The following is a 14,980-nucleotide window of genomic DNA, read 5'->3' on the forward strand; positions in this document are numbered from 1 at the left end:
CTGGCTATGTTACGTAGGGCGCTGCATGCGCCCGTCTGGCTTTGTCATCAATCTGGGCCATTTTTGTTTACGCCGCCAACATATAACGGTGTAATTTCCCGTTGCCCAAGTGTAAAATCCGCCCGTTTCTATTTTGGATTGAGCTATGTCACAAACTATGACCCCAAAAGCCCCCCGTGTCGGCTTTGTCTCACTAGGTTGCCCGAAAAACCTGGTTGATTCTGAACGGATCCTGACTGAACTGCGTAACGAAGGTTACCAGGTAGTGCCCCGCTATGATGATGCCGAGCTGGTGATCGTGAACACCTGCGGCTTTATCGACAGCGCCGTTCAAGAGTCGCTGGAAGCAATCGGTGAAGCCTTGAACGAGAATGGCAAGGTGATTGTGACCGGCTGCCTCGGTGCCAAGGAAAACCAAATCCGTGAGGTGCATCCGAAGGTCCTGGAAATTACCGGGCCGCACAGCTACGAACAGGTTTTGTCCCACGTTCACCAATATGTGCCGAAACCGGAACATAACCCCTTTACCAGCCTGACCCCGGCGCAGGGCGTGAAGCTGACGCCAAAGCACTACGCCTACCTGAAGATTTCCGAAGGCTGCAACCATCGCTGCACCTTCTGCATCATCCCATCGATGCGTGGCGATCTGGACAGCCGCCCGATCGGCTCCGTGCTGGATGAAGCCAAACGCCTGGTGGAATCTGGGGTGAAAGAGCTGCTGGTGATCTCACAAGACACCTCGGCCTACGGCGTTGATGTCAAACACCGCACCGGTTTCTGGAACGGCCAGCCGGTAAAAACCAGCATGGTCAGCCTGTGTGAACAGCTTTCCAGCCTGGGTGCCTGGGTGCGCCTGCACTACGTTTACCCTTACCCGCACGTGGATGACGTGATCCCGCTGATGGCAGCAGGCAAGATCCTGCCTTATCTGGATATTCCACTGCAGCACGCCAGCCCGAAAATCCTCAAGCTGATGAAACGCCCTGGCGCGGTTGAACGCACGCTGGAGCGCATCAAGCGCTGGCGCGAAATCTGCCCGGAGCTGACGCTGCGCTCCACCTTTATCGTTGGCTTCCCTGGGGAAACCGAAGAAGACTTCCAGATGCTGCTCGACTTCCTGGCCGAAGCCAAGCTGGATCGCGTTGGCTGCTTCAAGTTCAGCCCGGTAGAGGGTGCTGCCGCTAATGAACTGGCCGACCCGGTACCAGAAGAAGTGAAGGAAGAACGCTTCCATCGCTTTATGCAGTTGCAGCAGCAAATCTCCGCCCAACGCTTGCAAGACAAGATTGGCCGCGAAGTGCTGGTGCTGATCGACGAAGTGGATGAGGAAGGTGCCATTGGCCGCAGCATGGCGGACGCACCGGAAATCGACGGCGCGGTTTACCTCAACGGTGAAGCCAATGTCAAAGTCGGCGACATCGTCAAAGTGAAGATTGAGAACGCCGACGAGTACGATCTCTGGGGTTCCAAGGTCTGACTTCGACCACCGCGAAAAACAATAAAGGGGTTAGCAGCAGTGCTAACCCCTTTATTTATTGGTGAACTACCAGCTAGTTACTTTTCGTCTGGCAGAGCATAGGCAATGACATAGTCACCCCGCTCAGCGGCCTGACGAGCACCACCAGCGCTGATGATAATGTATTGCTTGCCGTTCTTCGGCGATACAAAGGTCATTGGGCCGGACTGGCTGCCCACTGGCAGACGCTCTTTCCAGATCTCTTTCCCGGTTGCCGTATCGAAGGCACGCAGGTAGAAATCCTGAGTACCAGCAAAGAACAGCAGACCGGATTGAGTAGACAAGCTAGCACCCAGCGTTGGCATGCCCACTTCCATCGGCATACGCATTTTAATGCCCAGCGGCCCCGTATCCTGCACCGTACCTACTGGAACCTGCCACACCAGTTTGCCCGACTTCAGGTCTACCGCTGACATGGTGCCAAACGGTGGCTTCTGGCATGGAATGCCCAGTGGGGAGAGGAAGCGTTCACGGATCGCACCGAACGGCGTACCGTCCATCGGAACCAGACCCATTTCGATTCCACTGGCGCCAGTCGGCACCTTGCTGCGTGGCACCATCGAGTTGGCCAGCCCCAAACGCATATCGTTAACAAACATGATGGCATTATTCGGATCCACCGAGACGCTGCCCCAGTTCATCCCGCCCAACGAGCCAGGATATTGTAAAGCACGGTCGATACCCGGCGGTGTATAGACGCCCTGGTGACGCATCCCTTTGAACTCGATACGGCACAGCAGTTGATCTAGCGGCGTTGCGCCCCACATGTCGGACTCGGTCAGCGTCTCGTTGCCAATATTCGGCATTCCCACCGAGAACGGCTGGGTTTTGGAGTAACGTTCGCCAGGCACATTGCCCTGCGGGACTTCACGTTCTTCCACTTTCGCCACTGGCTGACCGTTCTCACGGTTGAGCATAAAGATCATGCCCTGCTTACTGGTTTGCACCAGCACGGGTGTCGTGCCACCCTTGCCGTCTGGCAGATCGTACAGTAACGGTTGGGAAGGCAGGTCAAAATCCCACAGGTCATGATGCGTGGTTTGGAAATGCCAACGCACTTTGCCACTGGTGGCATCAACAGCCACAATGGAAGAGCTGTATTTATCATCCAGCTCGGTACGCTCGCCGCCAAAGAAGTCAGGCGTGGCGTTACCGGTCGGCAGATAGATCAGATTCAATTTGGCGTCGTAGGACATTGCGGACCACACGTTCGGCGTACCGCGCGTATAGGTTTCACCCGTTGGCGGCAGCTTGGTAATGGCCGGGTTACCCGGATCCCATGCCCAGGCAAGTTCACCAGTATGCACATCATAAGCACGTACCACACCAGGAGGTTCGCCGGTAGAGAAGTTATCCGCCACGCGGCCACCGACCACCACCAGGTTACCCGCCACCAATGGGGTCGAGGTTTGCTGGTAATAACCCGGTTTAACTTCGCCCATGCCCGCTTTCAGATCGACAGTACCTTTATCACCAAAGTCGGCGCAAGGTTTGCCGGTATCGGCATCAATGGCAATCAAACGCGCATCGATGGTTGGCAGGAACAGACGGCGTTCGCACATGGCCGGTGCCGTAGCGTTAGCGGCAACCACTGGCGATGAGGCTGGCTGAGCCGCATTGTCGTAATAACCCAGGCCACGGCAACGCTGCCAGTTAGGTGCAGAGGCTTTAGGATCGTAGGACCACAACTCTTTGCCGGTATCGGCTTCCAACGACAGCACTTTGCCGTAAGCGGTACAGACATACAGGGTGTTGCCGATCTGCAGCGGGGTATTCTGGTCTTCAGCGCCAGAGCCGTTGCTTTGTGGAATATCGCCGGTATGGGCAATCCACGCCACCTTCAGCTTGCTGACGTTAGACTTGTTGATCTGATCCAGCGCGGCAAAACGGTCACCGTGGGTGGTATTCCCCCAATGTTCCCAGTTTTTCTGCTCACTACCGGCAGCCACAGGTTTAACCGGAATATCTTCCTTAGCCGCCACCAGTGGCGTAGGCACAAAGGTGTAACCAAATCCGGCCACCAGCGCAACCGCCAGCAACCCAGCCAAAGAATAGCTGACAGAGCCGCGAACCGGATGACCGGCACGTTTCTTCAACCATGGATAGGCCAACGCGGCCAGGAAGGCCAGCACGCCGAACATAAACAAGCGTGAGAACAACGGCCAGAAATCCAGGCCAACGTCCCACAACGCCCAAATCAGGGTGAACACAAAGGCCAGCGCATACACCCATATGCCTGCAGGTTTGAGCTTGATCACCAGTACCGCAGCGATCAGCATCACCACGCCCATCAACCCAAAATAGAGGCTCCCTCCCAATGAAGCCAGGTAAACGCCGCCGATTGCCAGCGCGAGGCCGATGACGCCCATCAGCCCCCCCAGCAGCCACATCAAGTAATTCCCTATACTTCGTTTATTGCCTGTCTTTGCCATATTCACTTTCTCCCACCGCTAGCAACGCGCAAATTTTGGCGCACTCACTGGTGTCATAAATAACCATCCCAAGATAACAACTCAACGGGGGTTAGGTTCCCCGCTGTACTCCTGCTTACTACTCAAATGAATAAGCAACACTCATGCCCCCACCCCAGTTTCTGCCTGGAGCGGGTTCGAAATAGCGGCCATTGCCTTCGTTGACAATCACCGAGCCGACGTACTGGCGATCAAACAGATTGTCTACCCGGCCAAAAACGGTAAATTGCCAGTTACCTACCGGGTAGCGATATCCGGTATTCAGCGCCGCCACAGTGTAGGACGGTGCCTGCTGTGAATTCTGATCGTTGGTCTGGATATCGCTCATATAGCGCAGTTCAGCACCGGCGAACCAACCTTGCGGCGGCGACCAGGCCAGCGAGGCGTATCCCATATTGCGGGCAATCCCCGGCAGGCGGTTGCCCTTCGGCACCTGTTTTGCGGCAGAACAGATGCTGTCGCCGCAGACATCATCGCGGTAAGTGGCATCCAGCAGCGTCCAGGCCATTTGCAGACGCCAGTCGTAGTTGAACTGTTGATCCAGCGCTAACTCCACCCCACGGCGACGGGTTTGCCCCGCGTTCTTGTAGCTGGTGCGGCCATTGCTGCTCTCATCGACGACAATTTCGTTTTTGGTATCGGTCTGGAACAGCGCCGCGCTGAACAGGCCGTTGCCGATACGGGTCTTGCTTCCCAGTTCAACGGTATCGCTGGTAGCAGGTTTTAAATCTAGATTGAGCCCCGCCACGCCACCGGGGCGATAAGAGAGTTCATTGATGGTCGGGGTTTCAAAGCCACGCCCGGCGGAAGCGTAGATATTCCAGGCCTTGGTCAACGCATAGTTGAGCGAGCCTACTGGCAGCCACTGGTGATAGCGGGCATCGCCACTGTCATCGCCATTACTGCCGGTAATATAGCGATCGTTGGAGTCGAAATTGACGGTGCTGAAGCGCACGCCGGCATCCAGCGTCAAACGTTGGGTCAGGTTCCAGGAAGTTTGCAGATAGGGATCCACATTCCACATCAGGTTGCGTTCATCCCGCCGAAGATTACCCTTGGTCCCCAATTCGTTAACGCCGTTAACTACCGTGAAATTCTCATAGCCTTTGCGCTGCTCGGTCATGGTTTCGTAGTCGAGCCCACCCGTCACGCTGAAGGGTAAAGTGGCCATTTCGCCACGATGAGTCCAGCGAGTATCGATGCCCTGGTAATGACGAGCCAGAGAGATCACTCCGCCGGGATGTTGTTCACTACGCTGCTGTACGGCTACTGGAATTGACTGATACTGCGTAGTTTCCCGCTCACCGGCGTAAGTCATGATGCTCAGATCGTCATTGGCGCTCATCTGGCGTTCATAGCGCAACCCGGCCTGGGTTTGTGAGATGGTTTTACGCGTGTTGTATTGATCTGCTCTTGGGGCCTGGCGCGGATTGTCGTGCCATTCGGCTTCGGTTAAACCACCGGGATCGTCGGCATTAATATCCACCGAGTTAAATAACAGCGTCAGCGTGCTGACATCATCAATGCGCACACCCAAACGCGCGTTACCCAGGTTCTTGCGTGCCCCACTGTGGTCGCGGAACCCTTCGGTGGTAAAACGGGTCGCGGAGACGGCGTAGTTCACGTCACCGGCGTGCGTACCATCGCCGGTTGCACCGCTGGCTTTCATGCCGTAGCGCCAGGTGCCGTCACTGCCGCTATACATACCCGCTTCAATCTTGTCTGGCTGTTGGCCGGTTTCGGTCTCTACATTGATGACGCCGCCGGAAGCGTTGCCATACAGCGCAGAAAACGGCCCGCGCAAAACCTCCACCTTATCCACTGAATTGAGATCGATATTCGACGTTTGCCCTTGGCCATCCGGCATGGTGGCAGGAATACCATCCACATAAATGCGTACGCCGCGTACGCCGTACATTGAGCGCGAGCCAAACCCACGGATTGACAGTTGCAAATCTTGCGCATAATTCTGGCGATTTTGTATTTGCAGCCCCGGCACGCTGCCCAGCCCTTCAGAGATATTAATCTGCGGCCTGGCCTGACGAAGTTCATCGCCATTAAGCACGCTAACCGCTGCCGGAGTACTCAATTCTGAAAGACCGCTGCGCTTGGCCGTGACCACCATGGAAGATTGGTCCACTGCCCGATCGCTGGCTTGTACGTTTACCGCCATACACAGAGCGCAAGGTAACAGCGCAGAAATGGCGATAGGTGAGATCGCTGTATTTTTTTTATTAAGAAAATTCATGTAAAAACTGCCATTAGACGCTTGAGAGGATAGGTACCTTTTAGAAAAAACCGAGCGTATGTTAATACTTATCGCAACAGTTTGAAAATAGCGGAGAGAAACTCAGACTTCCGTTAACTCGAATTTTACACAAATGATAAATATAAATGATGAGTCTTAAGTGGGGGAATGTGAAGGATTTAGATTATTGCTATCAATATCAATGCGTAAAATTAATTTCCTTATAATTTAGTCATGTTTAATAATCAAACTGAGAGGGTAAAAAAATAAGCAAGATTTTTTGGGGAGTACTGCCCCGCAAGCTGCGGGACAGTTTGATTTGGTTAACCGATCGGCATGCGATTCGGGTCTGGGTATTGATATTCAAACCCCAGCTCGTTACAGATACGGCTACCGTCCACCAGCCGCCCTTCTTGTTCATCTTCTTGCGCAAACTGCGGAGGTTGCAGATGCAGTTGCTCGGCCAGCGCCGGGTAGAAATCACGTTTGAGCGGATGGCCTGGCGCACAAAGATTATAGGTGTGCCCGCCCTTCGGCAGCTTCAGCAGCAGTTGAATGGCCGCAATCACGTCATCCTGATGCACCAGATTGACCCCGTGCGAACCGCCCTTGACGTCAACCTTACCCGCCAGGAAACGGCCTGGATGACGATCTCCACCCACCAGCCCTGCCAAGCGCAAAACGTCCACCAACGTGTTGGGCAATTGATGCAGCCAAAGCTCCAACTCCTCCAGCACTCGGCCAGCCGATGTCACCGGCTTGAGCGGCGAATCTTCCCGAACGGTACCGGTGGTTTCACCGTAAACCGATGTGGAGCTGGTAAAGATAATATGCGGCACGCCAAACGCTATCGCACTGTCTACCAGCATCCGTACGGCATCAAAGTAGCTTGCACTCCCTTCGACGGTACGGCTGGCTGGCAGAGTGATCACCAATGCATCCGTGTACAACAGCTGTTCCAGATCGTGAGCTTCGCAAATCAGCTCCGGCGTCAGTTCCAGGCGATAACATTCGATACCACTCATCCGCGCGGCTTCTACCCCATCCGGCGTAGTTTTACTGCCAACCACTTCATACCCGTGGCCCATTAACGATAAAGCCAGCGGCATCCCTAACCAACCCAGACCCACAATGGCGACTTTTTTCATCAGTATGCCCCTAAGAATCGACTAACAAGCCCAACTTCACCGTTGCGGAAGGCCACCGGCCACACCGCAGGCGATAGTGAGATACTCCTCTAGGCTACGCCACCGCGCTGGTGGTTACAATCGGTTAACCTTAAGGTTGGGTAAAGCCGCGTACGGCTAATAACTCAGCCGCTTTCAATAAATTAAATTCATAACCACAAAAAAGGGTTGCAAGTTATACAACGGATAGTTTAGCTTAATTAGCACCTCAGCACTGGCTGACCCAATTTTAAAGAGAAATGACATGACTCGCGTTCAGTTCAACCACCATCATCACCATCATCCTGACTAGTCTTTCAGGCGATGTGTGCTGGAAGACGATTCTCGAATCTTCCAGTGGCGCGTAGAACGAACTAAACGCAAGAAAGAGCCCTCGGAAGATATCTTCCGAGGGTTTTTTTTTGGCTCCGGACAGACAGAAAAATAATTTTAATAACAAATTCATAAAATTACAGATTAAACAGAGGTTACCATGTTGGACAAAACACGTTTACGTATCGCCATGCAGAAATCAGGCCGCCTGAGCGAAGAGTCTCAGGAATTGCTGGCCCGCTGCGGCATCAAGATCAACCTGCAGCAACAACGCCTGATTGCCTTCGCCGAGAATATGCCGATCGATATCCTGCGCGTACGTGATGACGATATCCCTGGCCTGGTGATGGATGGCGTGGTGGATCTGGGTATCATCGGTGAGAACGTGCTGGAAGAGGAACTGCTCAACCGCCGTGCTCAGGGCGAAGACCCGCGTTACTTCACGCTGCGCCGCCTGGATTTTGGGGGTTGCCGCCTGTCGCTGGCCACCTCGCTGGATAGCGAATACTCTGGCCCGCAAAGCCTGCAAGACTCCCGCATCGCAACCTCTTACCCGCACCTGCTCAAGCAATACCTCGATAAACAAGGCGTTCGTTTTAAATCCTGCCTGCTGAACGGCTCGGTGGAAGTGGCTCCGCGCGCAGGCTTGGCAGACGCTATCTGTGACCTAGTGTCTACCGGTGCCACCCTGGAAGCCAATGGCCTGCGTGAAGTGGAAGTGATTTACCGCTCGAAAGCCTGCCTGATCCAGCGTGACGGCGAAATGCCGGAAGCCAAACAACAGTTGATTGACCGCCTGATGACCCGCATCCAAGGCGTGATCCAGGCGCGCGAATCCAAATACATCATGCTGCACGCGCCAAGCGAACGCCTGGACGAAATCGTCGCGCTGCTGCCGGGAGCAGAACGCCCGACCATTCTGCCGCTGGCAGGCTCTCAGAACCGCGTAGCGATGCACATGGTCAGCAGTGAGACTCTGTTCTGGGAAACCATGGAAAAGCTCAAAGCCCTGGGTGCCAGCTCCATTCTGGTGCTGCCAATTGAGAAGATGATGGAGTAACGCCATGCCAAACTTCAATACCGTCGTCAATTGGGGCAGTTGCAGCGCGGAACAGCGCGCGGAGTTGCTGATGCGCCCGGCCATTTCGGCTTCGGACAGCATCACCCGCACGGTGCGCGAGATCCTCGATAACGTGAAGGCCAACGGGGACAGCGCGCTACGTGAGTACAGCGCCAAGTTTGATAAAACCGAAGTCGCGGCATTACGCGTAACGGCAGAGCAGATTGATCAAGCCTGCGCCCGGCTGGGTGACGAGATCAAACAGGCGATGGCCGTAGCCGTCGCCAACGTGGAAACCTTCCACAATGCACAACAGCTGCCAGCGGTAGACGTTGAAACCCTGCCCGGCGTGCGTTGCCAGCAGGTGACCCGCCCAATCGATTCGGTGGGTCTCTATGTCCCTGGCGGTTCCGCACCGCTGTTCTCCACGGTATTGATGTTGGCTACCCCGGCACGCATTGCCGGTTGCCGCCGCGTGGTGCTGTGTTCCCCACCGCCGATCGCCGATGAGATCCTGTATGCCGCCAAACTCTGTGGCGTGCAGGAAGTATTCCAGGTCGGTGGCGCGCAGGCGATTGCCGCCATGGCGTTTGGCACGGATTCAGTGCCACGGGTAGCGAAAATCTTCGGGCCGGGCAACGCCTTTGTCACCGAAGCCAAACGTCAGATCAGCCAACGGCTGGACGGTGCGGCCATCGATATGCCCGCAGGCCCTTCCGAGGTGCTGGTGATTGCAGACAGCGGCGCAACCCCGCCGTTTGTCGCTTCCGATCTGCTATCTCAGGCCGAACATGGCCCGGATTCACAGGTCATTCTGTTAACCCCAGACGCCGCGATGGCCGAAGCGGTCGCCGTAGCGGTTGAGCAACAGCTGGCACAGCTGCCACGGGCAGAAACCGCTCGCCAAGCGTTAGCCAGCAGCCGCCTGATTGTGGCGAAGGATTTGGCCGAGTGTGTCGCCATCAGCAACCAGTACGGCCCAGAGCACCTGATTATTCAGACCCGCAGCGCGCGCGATCTGGTAGACAGCATTACCAGCGCTGGTTCGGTATTCCTTGGGGACTGGTCGCCGGAATCTGCCGGTGATTATGCTTCCGGCACCAACCACGTGCTGCCAACCTATGGTTATACCGCCACCTGCTCTAGCCTGGGGCTGGCGGATTTCCAAAAGCGCATGACGGTACAGGAACTGACGCCGCAAGGCTTTATGACCCTGGCCCCAACCATTGAGATCCTGGCAGCCGCCGAACAGTTGGTCGCCCACAAAAACGCCGTGACCCTACGCGTCGCCGCACTGAAGGAGCAAGCATGAGCATCGAAGAATTAGCACGCAAAAACGTGCGCGAGCTGACCCCGTATCAGTCGGCACGCCGCCTTGGTGGCAAGGGTGACGTCTGGTTGAACGCCAACGAATACCCGGTTGCGCCAGAGTTTCAACTGACCGCCCAGACCTTTAACCGCTACCCAGAATGCCAACCTGCGCTGGTGATTGAGCGCTACGCCGCCTACGCCGGGGTGAATAAAGACCAGGTGTTGGTCAGCCGTGGCGCAGATGAAGGTATCGAACTGCTGATCCGTGCTTTTTGCGAGCCAGGTAAAGACGCCATCCTGTTTTGCCCACCGACTTACGGCATGTACGCCGTCAGCGCCGAGACTTTTAACGTAGAGCGCCGCACGGTCGCCGCCAAAGCAGATTGGCAGCTCGATCTACCTGCAATTGCTGCCAGCCTGGATAACGTCAAACTGATCTACGCCTGCAGCCCGAATAACCCGACTGGCAACCTGCTCGATCCCAACGATCTGCGTAACCTGCTGGAACTGGCCAAAGGCAAAGCGATCGTCGCCATCGATGAAGCTTATATCGAGTTCTGCCCGCAGGCCTCGGTTGCTAGCTGGCTGAATGATTACCCGCACCTGGTAGTATTGCGCACGCTGTCCAAAGCCTTCGCCCTGGCTGGCCTGCGCTGCGGCTTCACCCTGGCCAATGAGGAAGTGATAGCCCTGCTGCTGAAAGTGATTGCCCCGTATCCGCTCTCGACCCCGGTGGCCGACATCGCCGCCCAGGCGCTGAGCACCGAGGGGATCCGTGTTATGCGCCAGCGCGTCACCGAGATTGCCGCCAACCGCAGTTGGCTTCAGCAGGCGTTACAAGACTGCGCCTGCGTGGAGCAGGTCTTCACCAGTGACAGCAATTATCTGCTGGTTCGCTTTACCGCCTCAAGTCATGTCTTTAAAACCTTATGGGATCAGGGCATTATCTTGCGAGACCAAAATAAACAGCCTGGCCTGTCCGGTTGCCTACGGATCACCATCGGCACCCGTAACGAATGCCAGCGCGTCGTTGACGCACTCAATACTCTGCCCGGCGCATAGGAGCCAACGTGAGCCAAAAATATCTCTTTATTGACCGTGACGGCACGCTGATTGCTGAACCCCCGGAAGATTTCCAGGTCGACCGCCTGGATAAGCTGGCGCTGGAGCCAGAGGTGATCCCTGCCCTGCTGGCCTTGCAGCAAGCCGGTTTCACCCTGGTGATGATCACCAATCAGGACGGCCTCGGCACCGCCAGCTTCCCGCAGGAAACCTTCGATCCACCGCACAACTTGATGATGCAGATCCTCAGCTCCCAGGGCGTCAAATTCGACGATATCCTGATCTGCCCGCACAAGCCGGAAGACCATTGCGAATGCCGTAAACCGAAGGTTGCCATGGTCAAAGGCTATCTGGAGCCGGGCGTGATCGACGTGGCCAACAGCTATGTGATTGGCGATCGCCAAACCGATATCCAACTGGCGGCCAATATGGGTATTCAAGGGCTGCTGTACCAGCGTCAGGCGCTGGGCTGGCAGGCCATCACCCAACAGCTGACCAAACGCGATCGCTATGCGCACGTCAACCGCGTGACCAAAGAGACGCAGATTGACGTCAAGGTCTGGCTGGATCGCGAAGGCGGCAGCAAGATCAAGACCGGCGTCGGCTTCTTCGACCACATGCTGGATCAGATTGCCACCCACGGCGGCTTCCGGATGGATATTCAGGTGAACGGCGATCTGTACATCGACGATCACCACACGGTAGAAGACACCGGATTAGCGCTGGGTGAAGCACTGAGTAAAGCCTTGGGCGACAAACGCGGCATCGCACGTTTCGGCTTCGTGTTGCCGATGGATGAATGCCTGGCCCGTTGCGCACTGGATATCTCTGGCCGCCCACACCTGGAATATAAAGCCGAGTTCAACTATCAGCGCGTAGGCGATCTCAGCACCGAGATGATCGAGCACTTCTTCCGCTCGCTGTCTTACACCATGGGCTGCACCCTGCACCTGCGCACCAAAGGCAAAAACGACCATCACCGTGTCGAAAGCCTGTTCAAGGTGTTTGGCCGCACGCTGCGCCAGGCGATCCGCGTTGAGGGCAATACGCTGCCCAGCTCGAAAGGAGTGCTGTGATGAACGTGGTGATCCTGGATACCGGCTGCGCCAACCTCGCCTCGGTCAACTATGCGGTGCAGCGCCTGGGCTATCAGCCACAGGTGAGCCGCGATCCGGAGATCGTGCTGCGCGCCGACAAACTGTTCCTGCCTGGTGTGGGTACTGCACAGGCAGCAATGGACCAGTTGGAACAGCGCGACCTGATCGATCTGATCAAAGCCTGTACCCAGCCGGTGCTGGGGATCTGCCTGGGCATGCAGTTGCTGGCAGCCAGCAGTGAAGAAAATGGGGGTATCAAGACGCTAGGGATTATCGATACTCCGGTAACACAGATGACCGATTTTGGCCTGCCTTTGCCCCATATGGGCTGGAACCAGGTTACGGCGCAGGCCGGCGATCATCTGTTCCGCGGCATCGAGGATGGTGCTTACTTTTACTTCGTTCACAGTTATGCGATGCCGATATGCTCAAGCACCATCGCTCAGGCGAACTACGGCGAGCCCTTCACCGCCGCCGTACAAAAAGACAACTTCTTTGGCGTGCAGTTTCATCCAGAGCGATCTGGCAACGCCGGGGCGCAACTGTTGAAGAACTTTCTGGAGATGTAGGCAGCATGATTATTCCCGCTTTGGATTTGATCGACGGTAACGTAGTGCGCCTTCATCAGGGCGATTACGGCCAACAGCGCGACTACGGCAACGATCCGCTGCTGCGTCTGCAAGACTATCAGCAGCAAGGGGCGCAAGTTTTACACCTGGTTGATTTGACCGGGGCCAAAGATCCGGCGGCTCGCCAGATCCCACTGTTGCGTAAACTGCTGGCCGGGGTAAGCGTGCCGGTACAGGTTGGCGGCGGTATCCGTAACGAACAAGACGTTGCGGCACTGCTGGAAGCCGGAGCCACGCGCGTGGTCATCGGCTCCACCGCAGTCAAGCAGCCAGAAATGGTACAGGGTTGGTTTGAACGCTACGGTGCCGATGCCATGGTGCTGGCGCTGGACGTCCGCATCGACGCCGCAGGCCGTAAGAACGTGGCTATCAGCGGCTGGCAAGAAGACTCGGAAGCCACGCTGGAACAGGTGGTTGAGCAATATCTGCCGTTTGGCCTGAAACATGTGCTGTGCACCGATATCTCACGCGACGGTACACTAAAAGGCTCCAACGTGGGGCTGTATCAGGAAGTGTGCCAACGTTATCCGCAGATCGCCTTCCAGGCTTCTGGCGGCATCGGCAATCTGGACGATATCGCCCAGCTGCGTGGCAGTGGTGTGGAAGGGGTGATCGTCGGACGCGCCCTGTTGGATGGTAAATTCAGCGTTGAGGAGGCTATCGCATGCTGGCAAAACGGATAATCCCTTGTCTGGACGTCAAGGACGGGCAAGTGGTCAAGGGCGTGCAGTTCCGCAACCACGAAATCATTGGCGACATCGTGCCACTGGCCCAGCGCTACGCGCAGGAAGGTGCCGACGAACTGGTCTTTTACGATATCACCGCCTCCAGCGATGGACGGGTGGTAGACAAAAGCTGGGTTTCACGGGTTGCGGAAGTGATCGATATTCCGTTCTGCGTGGCCGGGGGCATCAAGAGTGCCGAAGACGCCAGCCAGATCCTCTCCTTTGGGGCGGACAAGATCTCCATCAACTCCCCTGCGCTGGCCGACCCAACGCTGATCAGCCGCCTGGCCGATCGCTTTGGCGTACAGTGCATCGTGGTCGGGATCGACACCTGGTATGAAGCCGCAACCGGCAAATACCATGTCAACCAATATACCGGGGATGAAAGCCGCACCCGAGTCACCGAGTGGCAAACCCTCGATTGGGTACAGGAAGTGCAAAAGCGTGGCGCTGGGGAGATTGTGCTCAACATGATGAACCAGGACGGCGTACGCAACGGTTACGATCTGGAACAGTTGAAGCGGGTACGTGAGGTGTGCAAGGTGCCGCTGATCGCCTCCGGCGGTGCCGGTACCATGGAACACTTCCTGGAAGCCTTCCGCGATGCCGATGTTGACGGCGCGCTGGCGGCTTCGGTATTCCATAAGCAAATCATCAATATCGGCGAACTGAAACGGTTCCTGGCGGAGAAAGGCGTGGAGATACGCGTGTGTTAACAGAACAACAGAAAGCTAAGCTGGATTGGGCAAAAACCGACAACCTGATGCCGGCAATCGTACAACATGCCGTTTCCGGCGAAGTATTAATGCTGGGCTATATGGATCAGGCCGCCCTGGACGTGACCGAGCAAACCGGCAAGGTGACGTTCTTCTCACGGACCAAGCAACGCCTGTGGACCAAAGGCGAAAGCTCAGGCAACTTCCTTAACGTGGTCAGCATTACGCCAGACTGCGATAACGATACCCTGCTGATCCTGGCCAACCCGATTGGCCCAACCTGCCATTTGGGTAACGACAGTTGCTTCCATCCGGCAAGCAGCGACTGGGGCTTCCTGTACCAGCTTGAGCAATTGCTGGCTTCGCGTAAAACCGCCAGCCCGGATAGCTCGTACACTGCCAAGCTGTATGCCAGCGGTACCAAGCGCATTGCACAGAAAGTTGGTGAGGAAGGCGTAGAAACTGCCCTGGCCGCCACGGTGAACGATCGCGAAGAACTGACCAACGAAGCTTCCGACCTGATTTACCACCTGCTGGTGCTGTTGCAGGATCAGGAGCTGGATTTAAGCAAGGTGATTGGCCGCCTGCGCGAACGGCACGAGAAGAAATAATCCTGTTTTGCAGGCAATAAAAAAGCCGCCGGGCG

The 14,980-nt window shown here is 56.1% G+C and carries 13 protein-coding genes and 1 other annotated feature; of the genes, 10 read left to right on the forward strand and 3 right to left on the reverse strand.

The genetic code is table 11. The annotated features are described in order from the left end of the window. The first annotated feature begins 145 nt into the window (after positions 1-145). Positions 146-1,477: a 30S ribosomal protein S12 methylthiotransferase RimO gene (rimO, locus tag N6G83_RS49620; RefSeq protein ID WP_211134797.1), complete on the forward strand. Its 1,332-nt coding sequence runs from the start codon at positions 146-148 to the stop codon at positions 1,475-1,477. Positions 1,478-1,554: 77 nt separating this feature from the next. Here rimO and N6G83_RS49625 read toward each other — a convergent pair whose 3' ends face one another. The 3 genes from N6G83_RS49625 to N6G83_RS49635 form a co-directional block, all read right to left on the reverse strand. Beyond that, complete coding sequence (locus tag N6G83_RS49625; RefSeq protein ID WP_211134796.1) at positions 1,555-3,948, reverse strand: glucose/quinate/shikimate family membrane-bound PQQ-dependent dehydrogenase; 2,394 nt, start codon at positions 3,946-3,948, stop codon at positions 1,555-1,557. A gap of 118 nt (positions 3,949-4,066) precedes the next feature. Further along, complete coding sequence (gene pqqU / locus N6G83_RS49630) at positions 4,067-6,160, reverse strand: TonB-dependent receptor PqqU (RefSeq protein WP_409529740.1); 2,094 nt, start codon at positions 6,158-6,160, stop codon at positions 4,067-4,069. A gap of 398 nt (positions 6,161-6,558) precedes the next feature. Beyond that, positions 6,559-7,383, reverse strand: a complete 825-nt coding sequence (locus N6G83_RS49635) for an SDR family oxidoreductase (RefSeq protein WP_211134794.1) — start codon at positions 7,381-7,383, stop codon at positions 6,559-6,561. A gap of 283 nt (positions 7,384-7,666) precedes the next feature. Between N6G83_RS49635 and hisL the strand changes: the two genes are divergently transcribed. The 9 genes from hisL to hisIE all read left to right on the forward strand — a co-directional run bounded on the left by hisL (position 7,667) and on the right by hisIE (position 14,945). Next, positions 7,667-7,714 carry a his operon leader peptide gene (hisL, locus tag N6G83_RS49640; RefSeq protein WP_100396937.1) on the forward strand — a complete coding sequence of 16 codons (48 nt, stop codon included), beginning with the start codon at positions 7,667-7,669 and terminating at the stop codon, positions 7,712-7,714. Continuing rightward, positions 7,690-7,825, forward strand: a sequence feature (His leader region). Its footprint overlaps the gene before it by 25 nt. A 69-nt stretch (positions 7,826-7,894) precedes the next feature. Next, positions 7,895-8,794 (forward strand): ATP phosphoribosyltransferase, encoded by a 900-nt coding sequence (gene hisG / locus N6G83_RS49645; protein WP_021179966.1) that lies wholly within the window; start codon positions 7,895-7,897, stop codon positions 8,792-8,794. Positions 8,795-8,798: 4 nt separating this feature from the next. Next, a complete protein-coding gene (gene hisD / locus N6G83_RS49650; protein ID WP_211134793.1) occupies positions 8,799-10,106 on the forward strand; it encodes a histidinol dehydrogenase in 1,308 nt (435 codons plus the stop codon). After that, positions 10,103-11,167: a histidinol-phosphate transaminase gene (hisC, locus tag N6G83_RS49655; protein ID WP_024528606.1), complete on the forward strand. Its 1,065-nt coding sequence runs from the start codon at positions 10,103-10,105 to the stop codon at positions 11,165-11,167. The genes hisD and hisC overlap by 4 nt, the downstream gene beginning before the upstream one ends. A gap of 8 nt (positions 11,168-11,175) precedes the next feature. Then, positions 11,176-12,243 (forward strand): bifunctional histidinol-phosphatase/imidazoleglycerol-phosphate dehydratase HisB, encoded by a 1,068-nt coding sequence (gene hisB / locus N6G83_RS49660; RefSeq protein ID WP_021179969.1) that lies wholly within the window; start codon positions 11,176-11,178, stop codon positions 12,241-12,243. Then, complete coding sequence (gene hisH / locus N6G83_RS49665) at positions 12,243-12,833, forward strand: imidazole glycerol phosphate synthase subunit HisH (protein ID WP_021179970.1); 591 nt, start codon at positions 12,243-12,245, stop codon at positions 12,831-12,833. Before hisB ends, hisH begins: the two co-directional genes overlap by 1 nt. Positions 12,834-12,838: 5 nt before the next feature. Further along, a complete protein-coding gene (gene hisA / locus N6G83_RS49670) occupies positions 12,839-13,576 on the forward strand; it encodes a 1-(5-phosphoribosyl)-5-[(5-phosphoribosylamino)methylideneamino]imidazole-4-carboxamide isomerase (RefSeq protein ID WP_021179971.1) in 738 nt (245 codons plus the stop codon). After that, the gene (hisF, locus tag N6G83_RS49675) at positions 13,558-14,334 is read left to right on the forward strand and encodes an imidazole glycerol phosphate synthase subunit HisF (RefSeq protein ID WP_021179972.1); all 777 of its coding nucleotides are present in this window, start codon (positions 13,558-13,560) and stop codon (positions 14,332-14,334) included. Before hisA ends, hisF begins: the two co-directional genes overlap by 19 nt. After that, positions 14,328-14,945 (forward strand): bifunctional phosphoribosyl-AMP cyclohydrolase/phosphoribosyl-ATP diphosphatase HisIE, encoded by a 618-nt coding sequence (gene hisIE / locus N6G83_RS49680; RefSeq protein ID WP_021805010.1) that lies wholly within the window; start codon positions 14,328-14,330, stop codon positions 14,943-14,945. The genes hisF and hisIE overlap by 7 nt, the downstream gene beginning before the upstream one ends. Positions 14,946-14,980: the final 35 nt, after the last annotated feature.

The sequence above is a fragment of the Serratia sp. PL7 genome, from assembly GCF_945957435.1.